Raw genomic sequence first — 25,205 nt, 5'->3', positions numbered from 1 at the left:
CTCCCCATCGCGCAGGCGGTCAGCAGCCGCCCTGCTGCTCCATCAATCCGCTGTTGTCGTCCTCGATCACCTGGTACTGCCGCTCGACCAGCGTCAGCGCGTCCATCGCCGACTTGAGCTGCCGCTGGTAGCCCTGCAGCGCGTCGAGCGCCGAGTCGCCCGAGTCCACGGAGCGCTCGTTGAACTTCTCCGCGGCCTCGATGCTCACCGGGTCGCCCGCCCACGGGCGCACCCTGACCTCGGTCACGGCCATCTCGATCTGCTGGTCCAGCTTGGACAGCGCGCCGGAGAAGGCGGACTTCAGGCTCGGGATGGCGCTCGGGTCGACGTCCAGGGCCTGCCCGGCTCCGGGGAGGGCACTCCCCGTGCCCGCACCCCTTACGTGGTCATCCTTCGGCATGGCGCTACCTCCCAACGTCATCAGCGCACAGTCACTCTAACCAGAGCGTCCGACAGCGGGGAGTGGGTGTGGGTGACTTCCCCCGCGCGGGTCACTCCCTTTGCCGCAATCCGGTCACCGCGGCTTCGGCCGCCCGCCTCGCGCCCTGGCACAGCACGTCCTGGGGCAGCGGGGTGCTGTTGCCCCCGTCGCGGAACATCACGTCGAGGAACTGGCCCTGCGCCACGTCGACCTCCACGTTGCACACGTCCTCCACGCCGGGGGTGCGCACCACCAGCGCCGGGAACCCGACGACCTCGATGGTCTCCACCTCCACCTGCGCGTAGTCGTCCAGCCACAGCAGCACGCCCTCCCCGGTCACCAGGGCGAGCCGCACCACGTTGCCGCTGACGTTGCTGCGCAGCGAGCAGGCCCGCGCGCCCGCCAGGCTCGTCTCGACGTACTCGTTCTCGGGGTTGTCCAGGCTCAGCTCCCCCCGCTGCTCCTCGTTCAGCAACGAGCACGGCGCCACTCCGTCGAGCGGCATTTCGCTCGGACGGGGGAACAACGATGGGGGAGGGGTGGTGGTCACGCTCAGTGGTTCGTCCACGTGCCCGTCGGCCTTGGGCGCGGGGGACGGGGTCGTGCACGAGACCAGCACCGGCAGCGCCAGGAGCGCGCCGAGCAGAGCACGAGCGGCCTTCACGCGCGCCTACCGCAGCCGGGCGGGGAAAACGCTGTCCCGCCCTCGCGCGAACCCGCTCGGCAGCGGGGAGCGCCCACCCGCGTTGATCTCCACCGGATCCACAGCCCGCGACGCTAGTGCTTTTCCACCGCGAGCAACACCCCGACGTGACCGCCGTCCTGCGGTCTGCTAGTCGGTGGTGAACCCCTCGTGGCGCTCGGCCAGCGCGTCGAGGAACGGCCGGTGGACGTCCGCCGCTCGACCGTCCGGACCGGACTCGACCTCCACCACCCAGTCCGCGTCCTCGGCGTCGTCCTCGCCCGCCAGCAGCTCCTTGTGCACCAGGCACGGCGACCAGCCCGCCGCCAGCAGTTCGGCGGCGACCTCCTCGGCCACGTCCCGGTCGTGCAGCACCAGCAGCACTGGACCGGCCGCGGCGCCCTCCGCGCCCGCGTCCGCGCCGCCCTCCAGCAGCCCGCGCGAGACCAGTGCGTCCCGCAGCGCGGCGGCGTCCGGGGTGTGCGCGGCGTCCAGCCCGGCCGCGCGGGCGCCCTCGGCGTTGCCCGCCGAGTCGTCGCAGAACAGCGTCGCCGACGGCGAGTGCTGGAGCACCCGCAGCGCCCGCCGGAACGCCTCGGGGTCCGGCGCGGCCACCCCCAGCCGCGCGGACGAGACCACGGCGTCGACCTCGCGGTCCAGCCCGAGCGCCGCGAGGTCCGCGCCGATCCGGTCGGTGGCGTTGGTCAGCAGCGCGACCCGGCAGCGCCCGCGCACCGCCCGCACCAGCTCCAGCGCCTCGGGCACCACCTCGCCCACCCTGCTCCACGCCCGCACCGCCGAGGCCGCGACCTCGCCGTCGACCCCCTGGGCCACCAGCGCGCCGACGACCGCGTCCCGCCACCGCGCGTCCGTCTCGGCCCCGACCAGCGCGGGCCCGGCCACCGAGCGGGCGGTCTCCGCGAGCAGCCCGCGCCGCAACCCGTGCGCGTCCTCGATCGGCGCGTCCGGCCCGAACCGGCGCAGCACCCCGTCCAGGTCGAGCAGCAGCAGCGTCGGCGCGCTCACCGCCGCCTGTCCCGGCCGACGAGCAGGAACAGCACCACCGGGATCAGCAGGAACACGAACGGCGACTTCACCAGCCCGGCCAGCAGCACGAACCCGACCAGGACGGCGGGCCCGGCCACCGCCACGTTGACCCCGCGCCGCGCGGGCAGCCCCGGCGGCGGGGGCATCGGCCGCACCGCCGTGGCCGCGCTCAGCGCGGGGTGCGGGTGCGGCAGGTCGGAGAACAGGTCGAGCAGCTCGCCCCGGTTCCTGGCCGCGGTCGCCCGCGCCGTCCGCTCGCCGTACTCGTCCACGTCGAGCCTGCCCGCGCTGAGGTGCTCACCGAGCACGCGCAGCGCGTCCTCGCGCTCGGCGTCGCCGACGCGGATCTCCCGATCACCCACGCCCCGAGCTTATTCCCTCAGCTCGCACAGGACGGCCCCCTGCGCCACCGGCGACCCGGCCTCCACCGCCAACCCGGTCACCACGCCCGCCTTGTGCGCGGTCACGGGGTTCTCCATCTTCATCGCCTCCAGCACCGCGACGAGGTCCCCGGCGGCCACCCGCTGCCCCTCCTCGACGGCGACCTTCACGACCGTGCCCTGCATGGGCGCGGCCACCGCGTCCCCGGAGACCTGCGAGGCGCCGCCCGCGCGCTTCCGCCTCCCGGCCCGCGCGGGCGCGGTGGCCGCGGGTCGGGCGGGGCCACCGCCGAGGTCGCCGGGCAGCACGACCTCGACCCGCCTGCCGCCGACCTCGACCACGACCCGCTGCCGGGGCTCCTCCGCCTCCCCGACCTCGCCGCCGCCCTCGAACGGCGCGATCGAGTTCTCGAACTCGGTCTCGATCCACCGCGTGTGCACCGAGAAGCCCTCCGCGTCCCCCACGAACGCGGGATCGCGCACCACGACCCGGTGGAACGGCAGCACGGTCGCCATCCCGTCCACGACCATCTCGTCCAGCGCCCGCCGCGCCCGCTGGAGCGCCTGCTCCCGGTCCTCGCCGGTCACGACCAGCTTCGCCAGCAGCGAGTCGAACTGCCCGCCCACGACCGTGCCCGCCTCGACCCCGGCGTCCACCCGGACCCCCGGCCCGGACGGCAGCGCGAACCCGGTGACCACGCCCGGCGCGGGCAGGAAGCCGCGCCCGGCGTCCTCCCCGTTGATCCGGAACTCGATCGAGTGGCCGCGCGGCTCCGGGTCCTCGGTGAACCGCAGCGGCAGCCCCTCGGCGATCCGGAACTGCTCGCGCACCAGGTCGATCCCGGAGGTCTCCTCGCTCACCGGGTGCTCCACCTGCAACCGGGTGTTGACCTCCAGGAACGAGATCGTCCCGTCCACGCCCACCAGGTACTCCACCGTCCCGGCCCCGTGGTAGCCGGCCTCGCGGCAGATCGCCCGCGCCGACGAGTGGATCGTCGCCCGCTGCTCGTCGGTCAGGAACGGCGCGGGGGCCTCCTCCACCAGCTTCTGGTACCGCCGCTGCAACGAGCAGTCGCGCGTGCCCACCACGACCACGCCGCCGTGCTGGTCGGCCAGCACCTGCGCCTCCACGTGCCGGGGCCTGTCCAGGTACCGCTCCACGAAGCACTCGCCCCGCCCGAACGCGGTCACCGCCTCGCGCACGGCGCTGTCGAACAGCTCCGGGACCTCCTCCAGCGTCCGCGCGACCTTCAGCCCGCGCCCGCCGCCGCCGAACGCGGCCTTGATCGCCACCGGCAGCCCGTGCTCCCGCGCGAACGCCACCACCTCGTCCGGCCCGGACACCGGGTCGTTCGTGCCCGGCACCAGCGGCGCGCCCGCGCGGGTCGCGATGTGCCTGGCCGTCACCTTGTCGCCGAGGTCCCGGATCGCCTGCGGCGACGGCCCCACCCAGGTCAGCCCGGCGTCGACCACGGCCTGCGCGAAGTCGGCGTTCTCCGACAGGAAGCCGTAGCCGGGGTGCACCGCGTCGGCCTCGGCGCGCTTGGCCGCGTCGAGCAGCTTGTCCACCGACAGGTACGTCTCGGCGGCCGTCGTCCCGCCGAGGGCGAACGCCTCGTCGGCCAGCCGCGCGAACGGGGCGTCCCGGTCGGGGTCGGCGTACACCGCGACGCTGGCGAGCCCCGCGTCCCGACAGGCCCGGATGACCCGGACCGCGATCTCGCCGCGGTTCGCGATGAGGACCTTGCGCAGTGGCACGGCGTCCTGCCTTCCTCCGGAACGGGACGCGGCTCCGCCGGGGCGTCACCGCTGGACCTGGCCGCCGGGCGGGGCCGCCCGGCTTTGCTACTGGTGAGTTTAGTTAGCGCGGGGCGCGCGACAACCGCGAAGCCGCAGCGGCGGGGGTGCGAGAATCCGGCGGTGTCCAGGCCGCCGCTCACCGCTCTGCTCACCGCCTGCCTGTCCGTCGCGATCACCGCGGCGGGCCTCGGTTACGCCTGGTCGCTGCGGGCTCCCGACCGCGCCCCCGCGAACGACGACCGGGTGAGCCCGATCTGCGGGACCCGCGAGTGCGAGCCGGTCGCCGAGGCCGCCGTCGGGTCCGACGTGGTGCGGGTGATGGTCGGCGACCGGATCAGCCGCATCGCCACCGAGGGCGCGTCCGGGACGGTCATGTTCGAGCTGACCATCGCCGAGTACGGGGTGACCGAGGACGTCGGGTCGCTGGAGCTGGAGTGCGTCGACTCGCCGGTCGCGGCGGTGTGCCTGGTGCAGGGGCAGGCGCGCGGCAAGCGGTACGCCGAGGCGCTGGTGCGGCAGGACGGGCTGTGGTCGCGGGCGCTCGGCGGGTACCAGGGCGACGGCGGGTACGTCGGGCTGCACGACGTCAACGGCGACCAGGTCATGGACGTGGTCGTGGTGCAGCGGCGGTGCGCGGAGGGCGTGGACTGCCCGAAGCGGGTCGCCGAGGTGTACTCGCTGGTCGCGGACGTGGCGAACGGGGAGGACCGCAAGCTCGGGTGCACGGCGGTGGTGAACGCCGAGGCGGCCCTGCCGGGCTGGCCGGACGTGCGGCCCGCCGCGAACCAGCTGAGGGCGTGCCCGGCCGCCGGGTCGTGAGCGCCGCGGACGGCGACGGCCCCGGCCACCTGGCGGGGTGACCGGGGCCGTCGCGCCGCTCGGGGGTCGGTCAGGCGGGCACCGGGGTGCGCTCCCGCTCGGTCTCCGGCTCGCCGCCGATCAGCGGCGGGGTGCTCGGGGCGTTCAGCACCTCGTCGTCGATCAGGCCCTCGCCGCGCGCGACCAGCACCGGGACGGCGATCTGACCGGCCACGTTCGTGGCGGTGCGCATCATGTCCAGGATCGGGTCGATCGCGTAGACCACCGCGACGCCGGTCGCGATGACCTCGGCGGGCATGTCGATCGCGCTCAGGGTCAGGGTCAGCATGGTGAACCAGCCGGTGGTGCCCGCGGTGGCGAGCGCGCCGAAGACGGACACGGCCACGATGCCCGCGTACTGCAGGACGCTCAGCTCGACGCCGAACAGGTTCGCGATGAAGATCGTCGCCACCGCCGGGTAGACCGCGGCGCAGCCGTCCATCTTGGTCGTGGTGCCCAGCGGGACGGCGAAGCTCGCGTAGTCGGAGGAGACGCCGAGGTTCGCGGCGGTCTGCCTGCTCAGCGGCAGGGTCGCGCCGGACGAGCGGGACACGAACGCGAACTGGATCGCGGTCCACGCCTTGCTGAAGAAGACCAGCGGGCTGACCTTGCCGACGAACTTCAGCAGCACCGGGTAGACCACGAACAGCACCAGCGCGCAGCCGACGTAGACCGCGACCAGCAGCGAGGCCAGCGGGCGCACGAACGAGTTGCCGTAGGTCGCGAAGGCGTTGCCGAGGAGGCCGAACACGCCGATCGGGGCCAGCAGCACGACCCAGCCGACGATCTTCTGGATCAGGTCGAACGCCGAGCGGGTCAGGTCGACGAACGGCTTGGCGCGCTCGCCGAGGGCGTAGGCGGCGAAGCCGACCAGGATCGACACGAAGACGACCTGGAGCACCTCGCCCTCGGTGAAGGCGGTGAACAGGTTCGTCGGGATCAGCGACTCCAGCAGCTGCGACCACGAGCCGGTCGCGCGCGCGGCGAGCCGCTCGACGGACGCCTCGGACGGGGTCACCTGGACGCCGCGACCGGGGTTGATCAGCGCGGACACGCCGATGCCGATCAGCACCGCGATCAGCGAGGTGGTCGCGAACCACAGCAGCGTCTTGCCGCCGAGGCGGGCGGCGGTGCGCGAGCCGCCCAGCCTGCTCAGGCTGGTGATGCCCACGACGATCGCGGTGAACACCAGCGGGATGACGGTGAACTGCAGCAGGCTCGTGAAGGTGCTGCCGATCTGCTTGAGCGTGGTGACGAGCCAGCTCAGCTCGGCCTGCTTGGCGACGAAGCCCGCGACCGCGCCCAGCACGAGGGCGGCGAGGACGGTCAGGCCGAAGACCTTGGGTTTGCGGTAGGTGGCGATGAAGGACATGCGAGGGCTCCGGAAGGGACGCTGAGGGGTTCGGTGTCGGGGTCTCTCGTCAGCCCCGACAGCCCGAACTCGTTCTCCGGCCGAAATCGATGTGGATACGGCGGGTCAGCATCAGGTCCATCGCACCCCCTAACGGGGGGAGCGTCTCAGACCTTCCCGAACGCGCTCAGCTGTGATTATCCCTACTTCGGGGGTCCGAAAGGGGGAACGATCGACTAATGGGCGGGTGATGACCCTCTGTTGTCATCGGCGGGTCGCGGCCGGGGCGCGCAGTCCGGTGGACCGGTCGGCGGCGGTGCCCGGTGCTCCCGCCCCACCCCTCCCCGCAACGCGGACGACCGCCCCCCGTGGTCGGGGGGCGGTCGTGGTCCCGCGGTTGATCTTGTGGGTTCCGTTCGGGTCTGTTCCGCTCAGGTCTGCTCCGGTGCTCCCCCTGGTGGCGGGGTCACCGCTCGGGGGCCTGCCAGAGGTCGGCGACGGAGAGCCCGACCCGGCGCAGCAGCCTGCGGGTGAGCGGGAGGCTGATGCCGATGACGCTGGACGGGTCGCCGTCGATGCCCTCGACGAACCAGCCGCCGAGCCCGTCGAGCGTGAACGCGCCCGCGACGTGCAGCGGCTCGCCGGTGGCGAGGTAGGCGTCGAGCTCGGCGGCGGTGGGTTCGGCGAAGCGCACCAGCGTGCCCTCGTGCTCCGCGACCCGCTCGACCACCTCGCCGTCGCGCACGACGAGCAGGGCGTGCCCGGTGAGCAGCGTCCCGGTGGTCCCGGCCATCCGCCCCCAGCGCTCGCGGGCGATCTCGGTGGTGGCGGGCTTGCCCTGCACCTGGCCGTCGGCGGTGAGCAGCATGGAGTCGCACCCGATGACGACGGCGTCCCGCTCGTCGACCGCGACGGCCTCGGCCTTGGCGACCGCGAGGGCGGTGACGAGCGCGGCGGGCGTCGGCTCCCCGAGCCCGGCCGCGACGGCGTCCTCGTCGACGCCGGAGACCCGGACGACGGGGGTGACGCCTGCGGCCTTGAGGACGGCGAGGCGGGCGGGGGACTGCGAGGCCAGGACGAAGCGCACGGACGGCAGCCTAGGTGGTCCAGCAACGGGAACCGGCCACCGGCGGCTGCGGCTCGCCGGTCTTCAGCCCCTGGGGCCTTGGCTCGGGGGCCGGGGCCGGGGCCGGGGGTCTGGGCCCTTGGCTCTGGGGCCTGGGGCGTAGGGCGCAGCCCGCTGCCCGCGACCTCGGCCTGCTGCTTGCTGCCCCTGGCCTGCTGTCCGCGACCTCGGCCCGCTGCCCGCTGCCCGCTGCCTCTGGCCTGCTGCCCGCGCTCTCGGCCCGCTGCCCCTGGTCCGCTGCCCGCGTCCTCGGCCCGTAGCCCTCAGGCCATGCGTCGGACGTCCCATCCCGCCTCGCCCCGCCCCGCGTCGTGGCTGGCGGCTGGCGGCTTCGCACTCCTAGGCCTCGCGCTGCGGTTCGTGGTCGGTGGCTTGCCGGTCGCCTGCTGCGCCCATTCGCCGGTTCCCGCCCACTCTCGCCGGTTCCCGCCCGCTCGCACCCTCACGGCCGTCCCGGCTCAGCCCCGGCCTCGCCTCGCCCCAAGTCCCCCGCCCCAAGTCCCCCGCCTCAAGTCCCCTCCGCGTTTCCCTCCGCGTTTCCCTCCACCCCCGCCGCGGTTTCGGTAGCGTGGTCAGCAGGGGTGCGCAACCGCTTGCGGCCGTCGTGACTTCGGGTTTCCGTCAGCCCCACCCCGCCGCCGCACCCGCCTCACCCCGCCCCGCGCCCGCCCTTCCAGCGGGAACGCGACATCCCCTCACCTGCGCCACCCGGCGCCCGAAGCCGCGAATTAAGCAGTCTTACCCATGCGTGCCGCCCCCTCCAGGGGGCACTCTCGGGTTCGTGCAGAGCTGGCGACTGGTCATCCGGCGGCCTGTCCGGCGGATCGGCCGGACGAGGCTCCGCTGGCTGCTGGGCACGCTCACCGCCGTGGTGCTGGCGTTCGCGGGCCTGGTCGTCTCGACCGACCCGGTCGGTTACGGCCTCCCGTTCTGGCCGTTCGCCACCACCGCCGACCACGCCGAGGGCCGGGCGATGGACTCGCTCCTCGCGACCGCCCGCGCCCAGCGCGACGTGGCCCGGCTCCCGCAGGCGGTGGCGGGCGAGGCGGTGGAGGTGCTCGCCGCGACCCCGAGCGGCGTGCGCGACGACTCGGTGTGGATGCGCGTGCGGCTGCACCTCCCGGACGGCGGCGTGCGCTGCCGCGAGGTGATCGTGTTCAACCAGGTCGGCTTCGAGCTGACCAGCCGCCGGGTGGACTGCTGACCGGCGCCCGCGCTACCGGGGCAGCCCCGACGCCCGCCAGGCCCCCGGCCCGTGCGCCAGGGGCTGCCTGACCAGTCGCGACCGGTCCGCCCACCGCGACGCCCCCCGGTCGCCCCGCGCGCCGCCGTCCACCGCCCGGCGCGCGGCGACCGCCGTCAGCACCGCCACCAGCGCCGCCAGCTCCTCCTCGGTCGGGTTGCCCCGCACCACCCGAAGGTGTCCCCGGTTGCTCACAGCGGGATGTTCCCGTGCTTCTTCGGCGGCAGCGACTCCCGCTTGTCCCGCAGCACCGCCAGCGACCGCGCCACGTGCGCCCGCGTGTGCGACGGCGGGATCACCGCGTCCACGTACCCCCGCTCGGCCGCCACGTACGGGTTGCACAGCGCGTCCTCGTACTCCTGCTGCAACCGCGCCCGCAGCGCCTCCACGTCCTCGCCCGCGCCCAGCGCGTTCGCCAGCTCCTTGCGGTGCACGATGTTCGCCGCGCCCTGCGCCCCCATCACCGCGATCTGCGCGGTCGGCCAGGCCAGGTTCACGTCCGCGCCGAGGTGCTTGGACCCCATCACGTCGTACGCCCCGCCGTAAGCCTTGCGGGTGATCACCGTGACGAGTGGCACGGTCGCCTCCGCGTAGGCGTAGATGAGCTTCGCCCCGCGCCGGATGATCCCGTTCCACTCCTGCTCGGTGCCCGGCAGGAAGCCCGGCACGTCCACGAACGTCAGCACCGGCACGTTGAACGCGTCGCAGGTGCGCACGAACCGCGCCGCCTTCTCGCTCGCGTCGATGTCCAGGCACCCGGCGAACTGCGTCGGCTGGTTCGCGACCACCCCCACCGACCGCCCGTCGACCCGCCCGAACCCGACCAGCACGTTCGGCGCGAACAGCGGCTGCACCTCCAGGAACTCGCCGTCGTCCAGCACGCGGGTGATCACCTCGTGCATGTCGTACGGCTGGTTCGCCGAGTCCGGCACCAGCGCGTCCAGCTCCAGGTCCGACCCGGTCACCGAGTCCTCGATCGACCCGCCGACCAGGTCGCCGGGACCGTCCAGCACCGGCGGGTCGGACATGTTGTTCGACGGCAGGTACGACAGCAGCTCCTTGGCGTAGGAGATCGCGTCGTCCTCGTCGGCGGCCAGGTGGTGCGCGTTGCCCGACTTGGTGTTGTGCGCGCGCCCGCCGCCCAGCTCCTCGAACCCGACGTCCTCGCCGGTGACGGTCTTGATCACGTCCGGCCCGGTGATGAACATGTGCGAGGTCTTGTCGACCATCACGACGAAGTCGGTCAGCGCGGGGGAGTAGACGTGCCCGCCCGCCGCCGTGCCCATGATCAGCGAGATCTGCGGGACCACGCCGGACGCGGCGACGTTGCGCCGGAAGATCTCCGCATACAGGCCGAGCGAGACCACGCCCTCCTGGATGCGGGCCCCGCCGCCCTCGTTGATGCCGACCAGCGGGCGGCCGGTCTTGAGCGCCAGGTCCATGACCTTGACGATCTTCTCGCCGTAGACCTCGCCGAGCGAGCCGCCGAACACCGTCACGTCCTGGCTGAACACGCACACCGGTCGGCCGTCGACCGTGCCGTGGCCGGTGACGACGCCGTCGCCGTAGGGGCGGTTGCGCTCCTGGCCGAAGTTCGTGGAGCGGTGCCGGGCGAGCGCGTCGAGCTCCACGAACGAACCGGGGTCGAGCAGCAGCTCGATCCGCTCGCGGGCGGTCTTCTTGCCCTTGGCGTGCTGCTTCTCCACCGCGCGCGCCGAACCCGCGTGCACGGCCTCCTCGTTGCGCCTGCGCAGGTCGGCGAGCTTGCCCGCGGTGGTGCGCAGGTCGGGCTCGTCGCCGAGCGGGGCGGTCGCACTGCTCATGACGGGTGAGCTTAACCACGGACCGCGCCGATGGCGGCGCTCGCGAACGCGGGGGACTGCGGGGACACCGAGCTGCACCGGTGCAGCTCCGCGCCGCGCGGCGCGGTCGGGACGGCCGACTTGACCTCCACCGCACTGGAGGTTGCAGGCTGTGCCGCGGGCGCCCCACCCCGTCGAGAACCCACACCGCTCCGACAAGCGCGGCGGGGTGGGGCGCTCCTCCACCCGCCTCCTAGGCTTGCGCCGTGTTCGAGCACCTCGTCGCCCCGGCAGGCCCGTACGCCGCGATCCGCGTCGTCCCCAGCACCGGCTCCACCAACGCCGACCTGGTCGCCGCCGCCCCCACCACCCCCGACCGCACCGTCCTCATCGCCGAGGCGCAGTCCGCCGGTCAGGGCCGCAGGGGCCGCAGCTGGGTGTCCTCCGGCGGCGGCCTCTACCTCAGCGTGCTGCTCAGGCCGGACGTCCCGCCCGCGCGCCTCCCCTGGATCACCCTCCTCACCGGCCTTGCCCTGGTCCGCGCCACCGCCTGGGCGGGCGTCACCGCCACCCTCAAGTGGCCCAACGACCTGCTGATCGACGACGCCAAGGTCGCAGGCGTCCTCGCCGAGACCACAACCGGCGCGGTCGTCGTCGGCGTCGGCCTCAACACCGCCCCCCTCCCGCCCGGCGTCCAGCCCGGCGCGGGCGGTCTCCCGCCGACGAGCCTCGCCGAGGCGGGCGCGCGCGTCACCGACCGGTTCGCCGTCGCCGAGGTGCTGCTGGCCGAGCTGGCCGCGCTGGAGTCCGAGTGGCGCGCCGCCCACGGCCTGCCCGGCGCGCTCCTCGCCGAGTACCGCGAGCACTCGGCCACGATCGGCCGCGACGTCCGCGTCGAGCTGACCGGCCGCGAGCTGCTCGGCGCCGCCGAGGACGTCCTGGAGGACGGCACGCTCGTCGTCCGCGACCGGGAGGGCACGGCTCACACCGTTTCCGCCGGGGATGTGGTCCACCTGCGAGTACGGTGATCCGGACCGTCCCCACCGTCCCCGGAGGACCCGTGGCCTACCCGGACGACCTGCTCAGCCCCGCCGAGCACGTTGTGATCCACAACCACCCGCACTGGAAGATGCTGCTGGTCCCCGTGCTGGTGCTCATCGCCGTCGCGGGAGGCGGCGGCTACCTGGCCGCGCTGGCGTCCGGCAGCTCCTGGGAGCTGACCGCCTGGATCGCGATCGGCGTGGTCGGCCTGGTCCTGCTGCTCTGGCTGACCGCGGCCCCGCTGGTCCGGTGGCGGACGACGCACTTCATCATGACCACGGACCGCGTCATGTACCGCGTCGGCGTCTTCACCCGCACCGGCCTGGACATCCCGCTGACCCGCATCAACAGCGTCCGCTTCGAGCACACCCTGCTCGACCGCGCCCTCGGCTGCGGCACCCTGGTGATCGAGTCGGCCTCGGACGAGCCGCTGTCGTTCGACGACATCCCGAACGTGGAGCGCGTGCACTCGCTGCTCTACCGGGAGATCAACGACAACCCGGACGACGACTTTCAGCCTCGCACCGCGTAGCGGTGCGAAACCCCACACCACCACACCGCAGCCTCGTGCTCCAGCTCAGTCGGTTTGGCTCTCGTCTGGTCCGCGCCCTTGTGCCTTTTTGTCATTGAACCCCCGCCATGGGCCTTCCTGTCATAGGCCCTCCCGCCGCAGGACTCCTGCCACAGGCGCTCCCGCCGCAGGCCCTCCCGCCGCAGGACCCCCGCCCCCAGCACCAAGGGCAGGATCCCCGCCCCTCCACCCCCACCCCGCTGTGACTCCCCCCACCACCCGCCCGTGCTAGCTTCCGAACCATGGGCGCCCGCGAGAACGGTCTGCCGGACACCACCCCCGCCGACGGCCTCCCCGCCGAGGTCGAGATCTGGGAGGTGGGCGCGCGAGACGGCCTCCAGAACGAGTCCACCACCGTCCCACTGGACGTGAAGCTGGAGTTCCTGGACCGCCTCGCCGACGCGGGCCTGACCACCCTGGAGGCGACCAGCTTCGTCCACCCGAAGTGGGTCCCCCAGCTCGCCGACGCCGAGGACCTCCTGGCCCGCCTCGACCGCCGCCCCGGCGTCGCCTACCCGGTGCTCGTCCCCAACGAGCGCGGCCTGGACCGGGCGCTGCGGGCGGGCGTCGAGCACGTCGCCGTCTTCGCCAGCGCCACCGAGTCCTTCGCCCGCCGCAACCTCAACCGCTCCCTCGACGAGCAGTTCGCCATGTTCGACCCGGTGGTCACCCGCGCCCGCGCCGAGGGCCTCCAGGTGCGCGGCTACGTCTCCATGTGCTTCGGCGACCCCTGGGAGGGCCCGGTCCCGCGCGAGCAGGTCGTCGCGGTCGGCAAGCGCCTGCTCGACCTCGGCTGCCACCGCCTCTCCCTCGGCGACACCATCGGCGTCGCCACCCCCGGCCAGGTCACCGCGCTGCTGACCGCGTTCGGCGACCCCGACCCGCTCGCCGTGCACTTCCACGACACCTACGGCCAGGCGCTCGCCAACACCCTCGCCGCGCTCCGCTCCGGCGTGCGCGTCGTCGACTCCTCGGCGGGCGGCCTCGGCGGCTGCCCCTACGCCGAGTCCGCCACCGGCAACCTCGCCACCGAGGACCTGGTGTGGATGCTCGACGGCCTCGGCATCCGGCACGGCGTCGACCTCGACGCGCTCGCCACCACCAGCGCCTGGCTCGCGGGCCACCTCGGCAGGCCGAGCCCGTCCAGGGTCGTGCGGGCGCTGCGCGGCTGACCCGCAGGTCAGCGCTCCACGCCCAACCCCGGTGGATCTTGCCCCCGGTCATGCCCGAAAATCACCGCACCGAGTCGGAACCCCCAGGGCGCTCCGCGCGTCCAACGCCCAACCGGCGTCCGCTGCCGGTGGGGTCGGATGCACCGGAGGTGCTTGTGACGAGCGACCACCGCGCCCAGGTGGACGAGCTGCTTGCCGACTACCGGCGCAGCCGCGAGCAGCTCGCGGTGACCCACCGCGAACTCGCCGCCATCTCCGCCTCGGCCACCAGCCCGGACGGGTGCGTCACCGCCGTCGTCGACGCCCAGGGCGTGCTCACCGAGCTGCTCATCGCCGACGCCGCCTACCGCCTGCGCCCGCCGCAGCTCGCCGAGGTCGTCGTGCGCACCACCCAGGCCGCCGTCGCGCGCGCCATGGAGAAGATGCTGCACGCCCTCACCCCCGTGCTGCCCGCCGCCACCGACCCGGAGGCCCTGGTCAGGGGCACCGCCGACCTCACCGAGGACGAGCTGCCCCCGCCCAACCGCAGGGCCCCGCTCGTGGACGACGACGAGGACTTCGACCAGCGCGACTGGCTGAGCACCGAGGCCGCGCCCCCGCTGGGCGCGCCGACGCAGAGCGCGCCCTCGCAGAGGAGGAACCGGTGAGCGGGTTCGACGCCGACCTGGCCAGGCTGCGCGGTGGCGCGGCCGACTTCGAGGGCTTCGCTGGCCGCGCGGGTCGCATCGCCGCCGACCTGGGCGCCGCGCTGGAAGCGCTGGGCCCGTGCTGGGGCGACGACGCCGTCGGCCGCAGCTTCGCCGAGGGCCACGTCGGCCCCGCGGCCTCCACCAAGGAGCGCGTCGACGGCCTGAACGGCCAGTTCGGCGGCCTCCAGGACCGCTTCGCCGCGACCGAGCGGACCTACCGCAAGGTCGACGAGGGCAACGGAACCGCGTTCAACGCGGTCTGACCAGGGGACCGGGGATGGGAATCGAGCTGCCCGCGGAGCTGGCCGAGGTCGCCGCGAGGGCCGGGGTCTCGTGGCCTCAGGCCGACGAGGACAAGCTGCGCGCCTCCGCCGCGGCGTGGCGCGCCGCAGGACGCGGGTTGGACGGGCTGGCCGGTGAGTCGGACGACTCGGCCGGGCGCGTCCTCGGCGGCATGGCCGGGTCCACCGCCACCGCCGCGCGCACCCGCTGGGACAGGTTCATCGCCGCCGACGGCGACCTCGTCGGCGCCGCCCGCGACTGCCACGCCGCGGCCGACCGGCTCGACCACGCGGCAGGCCAGATCGGCAAGGCCAAGGTCGAGCTGGTGCGCGAGCTGGTCAACCTGGCCAAGAACGCCGACGCCGCGCAGGCGTCCGCGTCGGCCGGTCAGCCGTCCGCGCTGCTCGGCCTGGACACGGCGGTGCGCGGCGCGGCGGCGAACGCGGCCAACCTGACGGCGGCGCTGACCGACTCGGTGCGCCTGGACAGCGGCGCCGACGTGGCCGCCACCCAGCCGCCGGTCAACCCGAACCCCGGTGTGCGCGGGGGGCTGCTCGACGTGGTCGGCGACCTCGTCGAGGGCGTGGTGACCCCGGTGGTGGAGACCACGACGCGGACCGTCGAGGCGGTCGCGCAGCCGGTCGTCGCACTGGTGGAGCCGGTGGTCGACTCGGTCGTGCGCCCGGTGGTGGACACCGCCGCGCAGGCCGTGGGCCAGGTGACGGGGCACGTGCCGGGGCAGGTCACCGAGCCGGTGGCCGCTGCGGCGCAGCAGGTCGTGCAGCCGGTTGTGCAGCAGGTCGACCAGGTCGTCGGGGCCGGGGCCGCGCACGTCGCCGACGTCGCGCCCCAGGCAGGCCAGCACGCCGCCCCCGCCGCGACGGGCGCGGTCCACGACCACGCGCCCCGCCACGAGGGCACCACCAGCCAGTCCGCGGCGGCGCTGCTCGACCGCCCCGCGCAGGTCGGCGGCACGCCCAGCGGGTCGATCGCGAACGCGCTCAGCGGCATGGGCAACACCGCCCAGCACGCGACCACGCCCCAGGCGGGCGCGCCCACCGCGTTCCAGCAGACCCCCGGCGCCCCGACCGCGCCCGGCGCCCACGGCCTGATCGGCGGCGCGGCGGGCGGCGGCGCGGCGGGTGGTGGCGCCGGTCGCGGCGCGGACCACCGCCCCACCGACCTGCGCGCCCCGCTCGACCAGCGCGGGCCGCTGGACGGCAGGAACGACGTCCGCGCGGGTGGCGACGGCCGGGCCCCGGACGCGCGCGCGGGTGACGCGAAGGGCGCGGCGGACGCCAAGGGCGCCGAGCTCAAGGACGGCGCGCGCGGCGCGGGGACGGGCTGGAACGACCGCCCGATGCTCGGCGACGCGGTGCTGGCCGACCTCAGGGACGTCGAGAGCGAACTGGCCGAGCAGGACCGCGCCGACCGCAGGTCGCCGGGCGCGGGCCACCCCCTCCTCGGCGGCACGACGCCGGTCGACCGCACCCACGAGCGCGCCACCGCCTGGGCGGGCGACCCGCTCGCGCAGGCCACCGAGCAGGCGGCCGACCTGGGCCACAGCGCGGCGCCCGCCGCGCACCTCGCGGACCGGGCCGTGGCTGACTTGGGCCAGACCGCCGAGCACGCGGTCGACCTGGGTCACGCCGCAGCGCCGTCCGCCGCGCATCTCCCGGATCGGGCTGTGGCTGACCTGGGCCAGACCGCCGAGCACGCGGTCGACCTGGGTCACGCCGCAGCGCCGTCCGCCGCGCATCTCCCGGATCGGGCTGTGGCTGACTTGGGCCAGACCGCCGAGCACGCGGTCGACCTGGGTCACGCCGCAGCGCCGTCCGCCGCGCACCTCGCGGACCGGGCCGCGGCCGACCTGGGCCAGACCGCCGCGCACGCGGCGCCCGCCGCCGCCCACCTCGCCGACCAGGCCCCGGCCGACCTCGGCCAGGTCGCGTCGCCCGCGACCCCCGACCTCGGTCACGTCGTGGCGGGCGTGGTCCCCGATGGCGCGGCCCCGGTCTCCGACCGGGACGCCGAGTGGCCCGCGGTCCCGCTCACCGAGCCCGTGCCCCTCGTGCACGAGGCGATCCCCGCCGCCGGTCTGGTCGCGGGCGCCACCGGGCTCGTGCCCGGCGCGGCGCACGCGGCCGAGCGCGTGGGCACGTGGACCGCGCCCGTCGCCGCCAAGGCCGAGGAGGCCGCCGACCAGGGCGGTCTCGCCGCCGGTGTGCGCCAGGCGGGCGCGGAAGCCGCCCAGCAGGCGCTCGGCCACACCGTCGCCAGCGCCGCTGGCGACCGCACGGCCGGTTCCGGCGTCCCCCTGGCGGTCGACGGGGCCGACGACCACGCGCCGCTCCCCGGCTCCCGGCTCTCCGACGACGCGCACGACACCCGCGACACCGCGGACGGCCTGGTCGGCGCCGGGCAGGACGCGGTGGCGCAGGGCGTCGCGGCCGACGGCGGCCAGACCACCACCAACCAGTTCGCGGGCGCCCCCGTGGGCGGCGGCATGATGCCGCCCCCCGCCGCTGGTGGTGCGCCGACGGCCCAGGCCACCCACTCCACCGCGCACGCCGTGCCGCAGTCGACCGCGTTCGGCGCCCGCCCGCAGACCGACGGCGTCCAGCACGCGGGCCACATCGACGCGGCCGACGTCGAACCCGACCTGGACGACCGCGACACCGGCGTCACGCACCGCTCCAGCGGCCTGTCCGGCGGCGTCACGCCCGGCGAGGGCCAGCAGGTCGAGCGCGACCGGGACCCGGCGCCTGCGGCACAGGCCCCGGAACCGGCGCAGCAGTCCCAGCAGGCGCAGAACGACCAGGCCGGGATCGGCGCCGGCCTCGGCTTCATGCCGATGATGGCCATCCCGCCGCAGGCCATGGGTGGCGGTGGCGCGCCGATGTCCCAGCGGGCCGGTGGCGCGCCCGCGCCGACCGGGACCCCCGCAGGGCAGGACTACGACCCGGACCTGAAGTCCGAGCCGAGGCCCCCGGCGAAGCCCGGCGCCCGCCCCGGCCACCTGGACCTCACCCCCGACCCGAACGCGCCCCTGGACGCGCCCGCCCGCACCCCGCTGGTGAAGGCCCCGACGGCGGCGGAGATGCCCACGGCGCCCGCCGTGCCCGCCGTCCCCGCGGCGCCCACGCCCCCCGCGCCGTCCGCCGCGCCGACCGCCGCCATCCCGGTGGTCGCGGCGCAGCCCGTCGCAGAGCAGAACGCGGCCGGGCAGACCACGGCGGCGCAGACCACCGACCAGCCCACCACCGAGCCCGCCTCCGACCCCGACCCCGACCGGTCCACCTCGGACCTGTCCGCGTTCGTGCTGGCCCTGTTCCCCGGTGGTTCGCTCCCCGCGCCGAGCCGCCGCCCGGCCCGCCAGCTCCCGCACCCGGCCGAGTCCGACGACGACTACGCGGACGGCCTGCGCTTCCCGCCCGGCGACCACCCGCAGTCCCACCTGGTCGCCACCGCCCGGCCCGCCGCCACCCCGCCCTCGGGCAAGCCCAGCGCCCCCGAGCCGCCCGCGGCGGTCATGGCGGGCTACGACCCGCTGGCCGGGATGCACGAGCGCGACTGGGAGCACCGCTTCCTGGCCAGGGCGCAACCGCCGGAGTACGCCTGGCCGCCCGCCGAGCTGTTCCCCGAGGGCGGCTACGAGTCGGGCCAGCCGGTCAAGCTGGCCCCCGGCACCGAGCTGGACCGCTTCGGCACCCCGGAGGGCCGCGTCCTGTCCCGGTCGGGCACCCCGTACCCGGCCCGCGCCCTGCCGCCCGCCGCCGCGACCTCCGGCTACCGCCGCTACCGGGTGCTGCGCGAGCTGCCCGCGCACTACACGCTGTCCGCCGAGTGGTTCGGCCAGCGCGGCGGCGGCGCCCGCTACCGCGCCACCCACCCCGTCGCCGACCTGGTGGCGCTGGGCTACCTGGAGGAGCTGCCGTGAACGCCGAGTCGATCCGGGACTGGCTGCGCGCGGTCGGCGTGCCGGACGAGGTGGTGTCGATCGGCGAGGAGGCCGACAACACCTGGTGCCTGGTCCACGACGACGACCGCACCGAGTTCGAGGTGTTCTGGCGCGAGCAGGGCAACCGCTACGACTGGGTGGCGTTCACCGCCGAGGACGTGGCCTGCCACTACCTGTTCGGCCGCCTGGCCTGGGCCCAGGTGGCGCGCGGCGCGGTCGGCGTCCTGGACCGGGCGAGGACCGAACCGGCCCCGGCCCCCACGATCGCCCCGTCCGCCTCCGCGGCGCCCCCGGCCCCGGCGCCCCCGCCGCCACCGGCCCGCCCGGTGATCACCCCGGTGGTGCGGCCCTCGGCGGTCGCGCCGACCTCGTTCAAGCCCGCCCCCGCGCCACCCGCGACCCAGGGCTGATCCGGACACCCGCCGCCCGCGCCCAGGGAGCCACCCCGGCGCGGCGCGGCGAACCCGGCGCTACCGGGGCGTGACGTCCGTCCGCCAGGTCACGCCCACCACGTCCTCGGCCTTCGGCACCGGCAGGAACACCGCGAACGTCGCGGGCCTGGCCGTCGACAGCTCCAGCCGCCCCCCGTCCGCGTCCACCAGCGCGCGGGCCAGCGCCAGCCCCACCCCGAACGACCCGCCCCCGGACACCCCGCGCTCGAAGATGTGCCCGGCCAGCTCGTCCGGCACCCCGCTCCCGCCGTCCGCGACCTCGACCACCACGGTCCCGTCGTCGCTGCGGGCGGTGAGCTGCACCTGCCCCTCGCCGTGCCGCAGGGCGTTGTCCAGCAGCACCCCGATGGCCTCCCGCAACCGGGCGGGCGTGGCGCGCGCCAGCAGCCCCTCCGGCACCCGCACCCGCAGCCCCCGCCCCTCGCGCTTGAGCTGCTCCCGCCACTCCTCGGCGATCGCCGTCAGCTCCCCGTGCAGGTCCAGCGGCTCGGCGTCGATCGCCCGCGCCGCCCGCGCCGCCGCCAGCAGCTCGTTCAGCACCTCGGTCAACCGCTCGGCCTGCTCCAGCGCGGCCCGCGCCTCCCCGGCCGTCTCCGGCTCCGGGTGCTCGGCCAGCGCCTCCAACCGCAGCTGCAGCGCGGTCAGCCGGGACCTGAGCTGGTGCGACACGTCCCCGACCAGCTCCCGCTCCCGCTGCACCAGCTGCGCCAGCGCCACGGCGGACCGGTCCAGCGCCTCGGCCAGCCGGTCCAGCTCCTCGATGTCGTGCCTGCGCGGATCGCCCCGGAAGTCCCCGGCCCCGAGCCGGGCCGCCCGGCTTGCCACGTGCCGCAGCGGACGGGCGAGCTTGCGCGCCGTCACCGTCGCCACGACCGTCCCGGTCCCCACCGACAGCACCAGCAGCAGCACCACCAGCGCCGCCATCCGGTACTGGTCGGTGCGCATCGGCCGCGCCGACACCTCCAGCCGCACCGTCCCCTGCTGCGCGATCGGCACCTCGACGCTCAGCGCGTCCTCGTCCAGCGCCTCCCCGAGCTCCCGCACCCCGTCCGGCGAGGTGACCACCAGGTGCCCGCCCACCGGGACGCCCACCTCGGCGGGCCGCAGGTCGATCGCGCTGCCGCCCGCGATCTGGTCGTCGATCAGCGCGGCGATCCGCTGCGCGCGGCTGGCCAGGTCGCCGTGCGCGCTGTCGTCGACCAGCCGCAGCGCCGTGTACCCCAGCGGCAGCCCCAGCACGATCCCGGTGACCGCGACGGCCACCAGGATCGCTCGCAGGATGCGGGAGCGCATCAGTCGGTGGTGTTGAAGCGGAAGCCGACGCCCCGCACCGTGGCGATGCGCCGCTCCACCGAGCGCACGTCGCCGAGCTTCCGGCGCAGCCACGACATGTGCATGTCGAGCGTCTTGCTGCTCTTGAGCTCCGGGTCGTTCCACACCTCCGACAGGATCTCGTCGCGGTTCACGACCTGCCCGGCCCGCTGGATCAGCACGCGCAGCAGCTCGAACTCCTTGTTCGCCAGCTGCACCTCCTGGCCGTCGACGGTGACCCGCCGCGCAGCCAGGTCCATGCGCACCCCGTTGACCTCCAGGGTCTCCGGGGCCCGCCTGCGCAGCAGCGCGCGGATGCGGGCCATCAGCTCGGCGAGCCGGAACGGCTTGGCCACGTAGTCGTCCGCGCCCGCGTCCAGCCCGACGACGAAGTCGACCTCGTCGGACCGGGCGGTCAGCATCAGCACCGGGACACCGCGCCCGCCCGCGCGGAGCCTGCGGCACACCTCCAGCCCGTCCATGCCGGGCAGCCCCAGGTCCAGCACGAGCAGGTCGATCCCGCCGTGCTCGGCTGCCTCCAGCGCACCGGGCCCGTCCCCGACCACGTGCACCTGGTAGCCCTCCCGCTGCAGCGCGCGGGACAGCGGTTCAGCGATCGCCGGGTCGTCCTCGGCCAGCAAGACCACACTCACGGGACCCAGACTAGGCGTGGCACGATCGCCGTGTGACCGGCTCCGACCGCAGTTCCGCACCCAGCCCCGACCGCGCGACCGACCTCGCCGCGGACCTCGCGCTCGCCCACCGCCTCGCGGACGCGGCGGACGGCACCACCACGGCCCGCTTCCAGGCCCTGGACCTGGTGGTGGACCGCAAGCCCGACCGGACCCCGGTGACCGACGCGGACACCGCCGTGGAGACCGCGATCCGCGACCTGCTGGCGGCCGAGCGGCCCGCCGACGCGATCGCGGGGGAGGAGTTCGGCGGGAGCGTCGGCGCGGGCCGCACGTGGGTGCTCGACCCGATCGACGGCACCAAGAACTTCCTGCGCGGGGTGCCCGCGTGGGCGACGCTGATCGCGCTCGTCGAGGACGGGCGGCCGGTCGTCGGGGTGGTCAGCGCGCCCGCGCTGGGCCGCCGCTGGTGGGCGTCCGCGGGCGCGGGCGCGTGGGTCCGCTCGGGCGCGGCGGGCGCGGCGGGCGCGGCGGAGGAGCGGCGGATCACCGTCTCCCGCGTCGCCGGGCTGGACGACGCGTACCTGTCGACCACGCACCTGAACTCGTGGGCCGAGCACCACTCGCGCGAGGCCTACCTGCGGCTGGTCGACGCCACCTGGGAGTCGCGGGCGTTCGGCGACTTCTGGCAGCACTGCCTGGTCGCCGAGGGCGCGATCGACCTGGCCGCCGAGGCGGTCGTGAACCCGTGGGACGTCGCGCCGCTCCAGGTGCTGGTCACCGAGGCCGGTGGCGCGTTCAGCGACCTGTCCGGCGCGGAGACGTTCCAGGGCGGTAGCGCGCTGTCGTCGAACGGGCTGCTGCACCGGGCCGCGCTGGACGTCCTCGGACCCGTCGGCGAATAGCGCCGCTCACCCGCACGTGAAAAAGCGGCACCCCGTTCGCGGGGTGCCGCTTTTCGCACGTTCGCCCGATTTCAGGAATGCCCGAGGTTCTCGTCCTCGGCCGACGGGTACGACTTCCGCTCCGCGCGGGGAGTGCGGGCGCCCTCGTCGGGGAAAACCCACTTCTTGTACCCGTACCAGCGGAACGCCATGCCGATGAGCGTGCCGATGATCTGGGCGCTGGCGAAGTCCGCGACCTCCTGCACCAGCCTGCTCACCTCCGGCTCCTGGAGGTGGAACAGGTACCGGGAGACCCACAGCGGCATCGAGTTCAGCACGATCCCGATGCCGTTGACCAGGAAGAACAGCGCCGCCTCGTGGTGCCGCTCCCGCCCGCCGCGGGTCTTGAACGACCACTCGCGGTTCAGCACGTAGGACACGATCGTCGCCACCAGCGTGGCCACGATCTTCGCGGTGACCGGCTTCTCCAGCAGCACCGTCGACTTCAGCGCGAAGAAGATCGCCGTGTCGATCACGAAGCAGGTCCCGCCGACCAGCGCGAACTTCAGCAACTCACGGTGCTTGAGCGCGAGCGACCGCAGCGGCTCGGGGAGCCGGTGGGCAGCGTTCTCCAGTACGGACACCACAGCAGTGTACGGAAATCGGGTGAATGACCTGCGCAAACCGCTGCGGAGTGCAACCCAGCCCACATCCCGGCGGCCCGTTGTGCCTGATTACGCAGCGTTTTCGGGCGGGGCGGCGCGGACCTCACGACCCGCGCCGCCCCGCCCGGTCGGGCCGCTCAGGTGGCGACCCGGCAGACGGTCACCACCTCGTCCAGCACCGGCGGCTCACCGGTCGTGCACACCGGCAGCTCGACCACCACCTCGGCCTGCTGCTCCTGCGGGACCGGGGCGGGCGGCGTGGAGGCGGGCTCCTGCCGCAGCGGCGGGTCGGTCGGCCGGGTGTGGCCCGGCGGCGGGGTCTTCGGCGGCGTCCACGGCGGGCTGCTCGGGGGCGTGCTCGACGGCGGGCTCGGCCTGGTGGTCGTGGTCGTCGTCGTGGGCGGCGTGGTCGTCGTGGTGGTGGGCGGCGGGGTGCTCGTGGTCGTGGTCGTCGGCGGCGTGGTGCTGCTCGACGGCGGGTGCTGCGGGCCGCGGTCGTACTCCCAGACCCGCACCATCACCGCGACGGTCTGCGACGCGCTCCCGATCCGGGCCGTCACGGTCACCTGGCCCCAGACCCAGGGCCGGTGCTTCCCCCGCCTGCCGTCGGCGGCAGCGGGCTCCTGACCCGGTTCCGGTTCCTCCGAGGCCGGGTTCTCCGCCCGCACCGCGTACGCGCTCACCGCGATCCGGAACTTCCCGCCGGAGCGCACGTCGGTCCGGCACTCCAGCCCGGTCTCGTCACCCCGGCAGGCCTCGCGCTTCCTGCTCCACTTGAGCCACACGTTCTCCCCGGCCCGTGCGGTCAGCTCCAGCTCGGCGCCGCGGCTCCCGGCGTTGACGGCGGTGATGTCCAGCTCGGAGTGCCCCCAGCGCGGGTACTCGCGCTTGTGCACCTCCAGCGCCACCTGGTCCGGCTCGGGCAGGACCTTGACCGGCACGTTCAGCTTGACCGTGACGGCGGCGCCCGCGTTGAGCGTCCCGGTGATCTCGCCGCCCTGCGCGGTGCGGTCGGCCACCAGGAGCAGCCGGAACGAGGTCTTGCCCTTCGGGTCGACGCCCCGGAGCGCCGGGCAGGTGAACGGGCCGTCCACCGGTCCGCACTCCACCAGGTCGTCGGCGTCCGCCGCCGCCAGCCGGGACAGGCTGACCGGGCGCACGCCCTGGGGCAGGGTCAGCGCCAGCACCGGGATCTCGGAGAGCACCTCGCCGGAGTTGGCGACCACGACCTCGAGGGGCTTCGGGTCCTGGCCGGGGGTGAGCGAGTAGTCGTCGGGCCAGGTCGCCGTCAGCGACGCCGGGAGCGGCGGCTTCGGCGGGTCGGGCGGGTCCGGGGGCTTCGGGGTGGTGGGACCCGTCGTCGGGTCCGGGTCGGTCGTCGGGTCCGGGTCGGTCGTGGGGTCCCCGGCGGGCGGGGGCGGTGGCGGGTTGTCCCGGGTGCTGACCGGCCCGTTGCCCGTGCCCGCCGGGGGCAGGACCGCGCCGGGCGCCTCGTCCCCGTCGGCGGGCGCGCCGGACGGGGGGACCTCGGACGGCGCGGGATCCGCCTCGCCCGAGGTGGGCGGGACCGGTGCGCCGGGGGAGGCCGGGGTGCCGCTGCTCTGCTCGGCGGCGGGGGACTGCGCGACGTCGGGGCCCGAACCGGCGCCCGGCGCGGCGATGGCCACGACGACCACGACGATCAGCGCGGCGGCGGACGCGGCCAGCCCGAGCAGCTGGCGCGGGCCGCCGCTCAGCGCCGCCCGCACGACCTCGCCCGCGATCCCGGCCGCGCCCGAGGCGCCCGCCGAGCGTCCACCCGCTGCGCCTGCCGAGCCTGCGGCGCCAGCCGCACCCTCGGCGGCCTGGGCGGTGGCCCCGCCGAGCGCGTCGGCCAGCGCGTTGCCCGCGATGCCGCCCGCGGCGGCCGTGGCCGCCGGGGAGGCCGAGTTGCGCGAGGAGATCAGGTAACCGGCGGTGCCCGCGCCCAGCACGATCGGCGCGATGGCGGCGCGCAGCGCCCCGTTGACGTCCGCCAGCTCGGCGGCCAGCCTGCGGCAGTCCGAGCACTCGTCCAGGTGCGCCTCGACCTGCGTGGTCTCCCGCTTCGACAGGCCCGCGCGGGTCCACGCGCCCAGCCGGTCCACGGTCGCCCGGCAGCGCACGGCCTGCGTCTCGGCCAGGTGCACCTGGAGGTAGGCCTGCTTGAGGCCCTCGCGGGCCCGGTAGGCCAGCGCCGACACGCCGTTGGCCGTCATCCCCAGCAGGGGGGCGACCTCGGCGGGCGACTGGCCCTCGACCTCGGTGTGCCACAGCACGGTCTGCCAGCGCTCGGGCAGCCGGGCGAAGGCGCGCGCGGCGAGCGAGCGCTCCAGCCCCGCGACGGCCGTGTCCCGGAACGGCACGCTGACCGCCTCGGGGGCGACCTCGGACACGTCCTCGGACAGCTCGACCTTCCGGTCCCGCCGGGTCTTGTCGTAGGCGTTGTGCCGCAGCGCGGTCAGCAGGTAGGCGCGGAACGCCACGTCGGGGCCACCGCCGCCCCGCAGCACGTCGAGCACCTTCGAGAACGCCTCGGAGACTAAGTCGTCGGCCTCCGCCGAGGAGCGCGCCAACTGCCGGGCCAGGTTGTAGGCGGCGGTGACGTGGCGCTCGTACAGCTGTCCGTACGCGGCGACATCACCCCCGCGCACCGACTCGATCAGTTCCGCGTCCCCCGGTCTCGGGACATCAGCAGGAACGGTCGCCACGTGGTCCCTCCCCTCGCGCGGGCAAGTCTTCCGCACCGCGTCGCGCACGGTCACGTCAAGTCACTCAAACGTGTCCCGGTTTTTGCCGTCATGGCTGAGCCGGTCG

Annotated in this window: 22 protein-coding genes and 1 pseudogene; 10 read left to right on the top strand and 13 right to left on the bottom strand. The window is 75.1% G+C overall.

Annotated elements, in window-relative coordinates; genetic code table 11:
• Nucleotides 1-19: 19 nt before the first annotated feature.
• The 5 genes from CNX65_RS31430 to CNX65_RS31410 all read right to left on the bottom strand — a co-directional run bounded on the left by CNX65_RS31430 (nucleotide 20) and on the right by CNX65_RS31410 (nucleotide 4,288).
• Complete coding sequence (locus CNX65_RS31430; RefSeq protein WP_096496972.1) at nucleotides 20-400, bottom strand: transcriptional regulator; 381 nt, start codon at nucleotides 398-400, stop codon at nucleotides 20-22.
• 91 nt (nucleotides 401-491) lie between these two features.
• Entirely contained in the window at nucleotides 492-1,085 is a 594-nt protein-coding gene (locus CNX65_RS31425) for a DUF3558 domain-containing protein (RefSeq protein ID WP_096496971.1), read from the bottom strand.
• Nucleotides 1,086-1,253: 168 nt separating this feature from the next.
• Nucleotides 1,254-2,129: an HAD family hydrolase gene (locus tag CNX65_RS31420; RefSeq protein ID WP_096496970.1), complete on the bottom strand. Its 876-nt coding sequence runs from the start codon at nucleotides 2,127-2,129 to the stop codon at nucleotides 1,254-1,256.
• The gene (locus tag CNX65_RS31415; RefSeq protein WP_096496969.1) at nucleotides 2,126-2,512 is read right to left on the bottom strand and encodes a DUF1707 SHOCT-like domain-containing protein; all 387 of its coding nucleotides are present in this window, start codon (nucleotides 2,510-2,512) and stop codon (nucleotides 2,126-2,128) included. Before CNX65_RS31415 ends, CNX65_RS31420 begins: the two co-directional genes overlap by 4 nt.
• A 9-nt stretch (nucleotides 2,513-2,521) precedes the next feature.
• On the bottom strand, nucleotides 2,522-4,288 hold the full coding sequence (locus tag CNX65_RS31410; protein WP_096496968.1) for an acetyl/propionyl/methylcrotonyl-CoA carboxylase subunit alpha: 1,767 nt from the start codon (nucleotides 4,286-4,288) through the stop codon (nucleotides 2,522-2,524).
• Nucleotides 4,289-4,450: 162 nt separating this feature from the next.
• Between CNX65_RS31410 and CNX65_RS31405 the strand changes: the two genes are divergently transcribed.
• Nucleotides 4,451-5,149, top strand: a complete 699-nt coding sequence (locus CNX65_RS31405) for a hypothetical protein (protein ID WP_096496967.1) — start codon at nucleotides 4,451-4,453, stop codon at nucleotides 5,147-5,149.
• Nucleotides 5,150-5,219: 70 nt separating this feature from the next.
• Here the strand turns inward: CNX65_RS31405 and CNX65_RS31400 are convergent, their stop codons facing one another.
• Nucleotides 5,220-6,560 (bottom strand): dicarboxylate/amino acid:cation symporter, encoded by a 1,341-nt coding sequence (locus CNX65_RS31400; protein ID WP_096496966.1) that lies wholly within the window; start codon nucleotides 6,558-6,560, stop codon nucleotides 5,220-5,222.
• A 445-nt stretch (nucleotides 6,561-7,005) separates the two neighbouring features.
• Nucleotides 7,006-7,626 carry a Maf family protein gene (locus tag CNX65_RS31395; RefSeq protein ID WP_096496965.1) on the bottom strand — a complete coding sequence of 207 codons (621 nt, stop codon included), beginning with the start codon at nucleotides 7,624-7,626 and terminating at the stop codon, nucleotides 7,006-7,008.
• An 820-nt stretch (nucleotides 7,627-8,446) separates the two neighbouring features.
• Between CNX65_RS31395 and CNX65_RS31390 the strand changes: the two genes are divergently transcribed.
• Nucleotides 8,447-8,869 carry a hypothetical protein gene (locus CNX65_RS31390; protein WP_096496964.1) on the top strand — a complete coding sequence of 141 codons (423 nt, stop codon included), beginning with the start codon at nucleotides 8,447-8,449 and terminating at the stop codon, nucleotides 8,867-8,869.
• Nucleotides 8,870-8,881: 12 nt separating this feature from the next.
• Here CNX65_RS31390 and CNX65_RS31385 read toward each other — a convergent pair whose 3' ends face one another.
• Both CNX65_RS31385 and CNX65_RS31380 read right to left on the bottom strand, forming a co-directional pair.
• Nucleotides 8,882-9,103, bottom strand: a complete 222-nt coding sequence (locus CNX65_RS31385; protein ID WP_096496963.1) for an acyl-CoA carboxylase subunit epsilon — start codon at nucleotides 9,101-9,103, stop codon at nucleotides 8,882-8,884.
• The gene (locus tag CNX65_RS31380) at nucleotides 9,100-10,731 is read right to left on the bottom strand and encodes an acyl-CoA carboxylase subunit beta (protein WP_096496962.1); all 1,632 of its coding nucleotides are present in this window, start codon (nucleotides 10,729-10,731) and stop codon (nucleotides 9,100-9,102) included. Before CNX65_RS31380 ends, CNX65_RS31385 begins: the two co-directional genes overlap by 4 nt.
• A gap of 245 nt (nucleotides 10,732-10,976) precedes the next feature.
• Between CNX65_RS31380 and CNX65_RS31375 the strand changes: the two genes are divergently transcribed.
• From CNX65_RS31375 to CNX65_RS37555, 7 genes and pseudogenes are all read left to right on the top strand, one after another.
• Complete coding sequence (locus CNX65_RS31375) at nucleotides 10,977-11,738, top strand: biotin--[acetyl-CoA-carboxylase] ligase (RefSeq protein ID WP_096496961.1); 762 nt, start codon at nucleotides 10,977-10,979, stop codon at nucleotides 11,736-11,738.
• Between the two features lie 32 nt (nucleotides 11,739-11,770).
• Nucleotides 11,771-12,283 carry a PH domain-containing protein gene (locus CNX65_RS31370; protein WP_096496960.1) on the top strand — a complete coding sequence of 171 codons (513 nt, stop codon included), beginning with the start codon at nucleotides 11,771-11,773 and terminating at the stop codon, nucleotides 12,281-12,283.
• Nucleotides 12,284-12,564: 281 nt separating this feature from the next.
• Nucleotides 12,565-13,494, top strand: coding sequence for a hydroxymethylglutaryl-CoA lyase (locus CNX65_RS31365; RefSeq protein ID WP_096496959.1), 930 nt, complete (start codon nucleotides 12,565-12,567; stop codon nucleotides 13,492-13,494).
• 155 nt (nucleotides 13,495-13,649) lie between these two features.
• Nucleotides 13,650-14,141 carry a YbaB/EbfC family nucleoid-associated protein gene (locus tag CNX65_RS31360; RefSeq protein ID WP_096496958.1) on the top strand — a complete coding sequence of 164 codons (492 nt, stop codon included), beginning with the start codon at nucleotides 13,650-13,652 and terminating at the stop codon, nucleotides 14,139-14,141.
• The gene (locus CNX65_RS31355) at nucleotides 14,138-14,446 is read left to right on the top strand and encodes a WXG100 family type VII secretion target (protein ID WP_096496957.1); all 309 of its coding nucleotides are present in this window, start codon (nucleotides 14,138-14,140) and stop codon (nucleotides 14,444-14,446) included. Before CNX65_RS31360 ends, CNX65_RS31355 begins: the two co-directional genes overlap by 4 nt.
• Nucleotides 14,447-14,460: 14 nt before the next feature.
• On the top strand, nucleotides 14,461-18,405 hold the full coding sequence (locus CNX65_RS31350; RefSeq protein ID WP_096496956.1) for a glycohydrolase toxin TNT-related protein: 3,945 nt from the start codon (nucleotides 14,461-14,463) through the stop codon (nucleotides 18,403-18,405).
• Nucleotides 18,402-18,653 (top strand): annotated as a pseudogene (locus tag CNX65_RS37555) (hypothetical protein); the annotation flags it as partial. The gene CNX65_RS31350 and the pseudogene CNX65_RS37555, both read left to right, overlap by 4 nt.
• A gap of 243 nt (nucleotides 18,654-18,896) precedes the next feature.
• Here CNX65_RS37555 and CNX65_RS31340 read toward each other — a convergent pair.
• Together CNX65_RS31340 and CNX65_RS31335 are read right to left on the bottom strand one after the other, a co-directional pair.
• Nucleotides 18,897-20,171: a sensor histidine kinase gene (locus tag CNX65_RS31340; protein ID WP_096496954.1), complete on the bottom strand. Its 1,275-nt coding sequence runs from the start codon at nucleotides 20,169-20,171 to the stop codon at nucleotides 18,897-18,899.
• Nucleotides 20,171-20,842 carry a response regulator transcription factor gene (locus CNX65_RS31335; protein ID WP_015805064.1) on the bottom strand — a complete coding sequence of 224 codons (672 nt, stop codon included), beginning with the start codon at nucleotides 20,840-20,842 and terminating at the stop codon, nucleotides 20,171-20,173. Before CNX65_RS31335 ends, CNX65_RS31340 begins: the two co-directional genes overlap by 1 nt.
• 32 nt (nucleotides 20,843-20,874) lie before the next feature.
• Here CNX65_RS31335 and hisN point away from each other — a divergent pair, with 32 nt between their 5' ends.
• Entirely contained in the window at nucleotides 20,875-21,726 is an 852-nt protein-coding gene (gene hisN, locus CNX65_RS31330; protein WP_096496953.1) for a histidinol-phosphatase, read from the top strand.
• 71 nt (nucleotides 21,727-21,797) lie between these two features.
• Here the strand turns inward: hisN and CNX65_RS31325 are convergent, their stop codons facing one another.
• Both CNX65_RS31325 and CNX65_RS31320 read right to left on the bottom strand, forming a co-directional pair.
• The gene (locus CNX65_RS31325; RefSeq protein ID WP_177154675.1) at nucleotides 21,798-22,349 is read right to left on the bottom strand and encodes a GtrA family protein; all 552 of its coding nucleotides are present in this window, start codon (nucleotides 22,347-22,349) and stop codon (nucleotides 21,798-21,800) included.
• Between the two features lie 158 nt (nucleotides 22,350-22,507).
• Nucleotides 22,508-25,099 carry a sigma-70 family RNA polymerase sigma factor gene (locus CNX65_RS31320; RefSeq protein WP_096496951.1) on the bottom strand — a complete coding sequence of 864 codons (2,592 nt, stop codon included), beginning with the start codon at nucleotides 25,097-25,099 and terminating at the stop codon, nucleotides 22,508-22,510.
• Nucleotides 25,100-25,205 lie beyond the last annotated feature (106 nt).

Origin of the sequence: Actinosynnema pretiosum, from assembly GCF_002354875.1 — a bacterium.
Taxonomy (GTDB): Bacteria; Actinomycetota; Actinomycetes; order Mycobacteriales; family Pseudonocardiaceae; genus Actinosynnema; species Actinosynnema auranticum.
This window is presented reverse-complemented; position numbering and strand designations above follow the sequence as displayed.

Coding starts and splice junctions, on each gene's coding strand:
- CNX65_RS31430 (WP_096496972.1), bottom strand. CDS start 400: ATGCCGAAGGATGACCACGTAAGGGGTGCGGGCACGGGGAGTGCCCTC.
- CNX65_RS31350 (WP_096496956.1), top strand. CDS start 14,461: ATGGGAATCGAGCTGCCCGCGGAGCTGGCCGAGGTCGCCGCGAGGGCC.
- CNX65_RS31380 (WP_096496962.1), bottom strand. CDS start 10,731: ATGAGCAGTGCGACCGCCCCGCTCGGCGACGAGCCCGACCTGCGCACC.
- CNX65_RS31400 (WP_096496966.1), bottom strand. CDS start 6,560: ATGTCCTTCATCGCCACCTACCGCAAACCCAAGGTCTTCGGCCTGACC.
- CNX65_RS31365 (WP_096496959.1), top strand. CDS start 12,565: ATGGGCGCCCGCGAGAACGGTCTGCCGGACACCACCCCCGCCGACGGC.
- CNX65_RS31340 (WP_096496954.1), bottom strand. CDS start 20,171: ATGCGCTCCCGCATCCTGCGAGCGATCCTGGTGGCCGTCGCGGTCACC.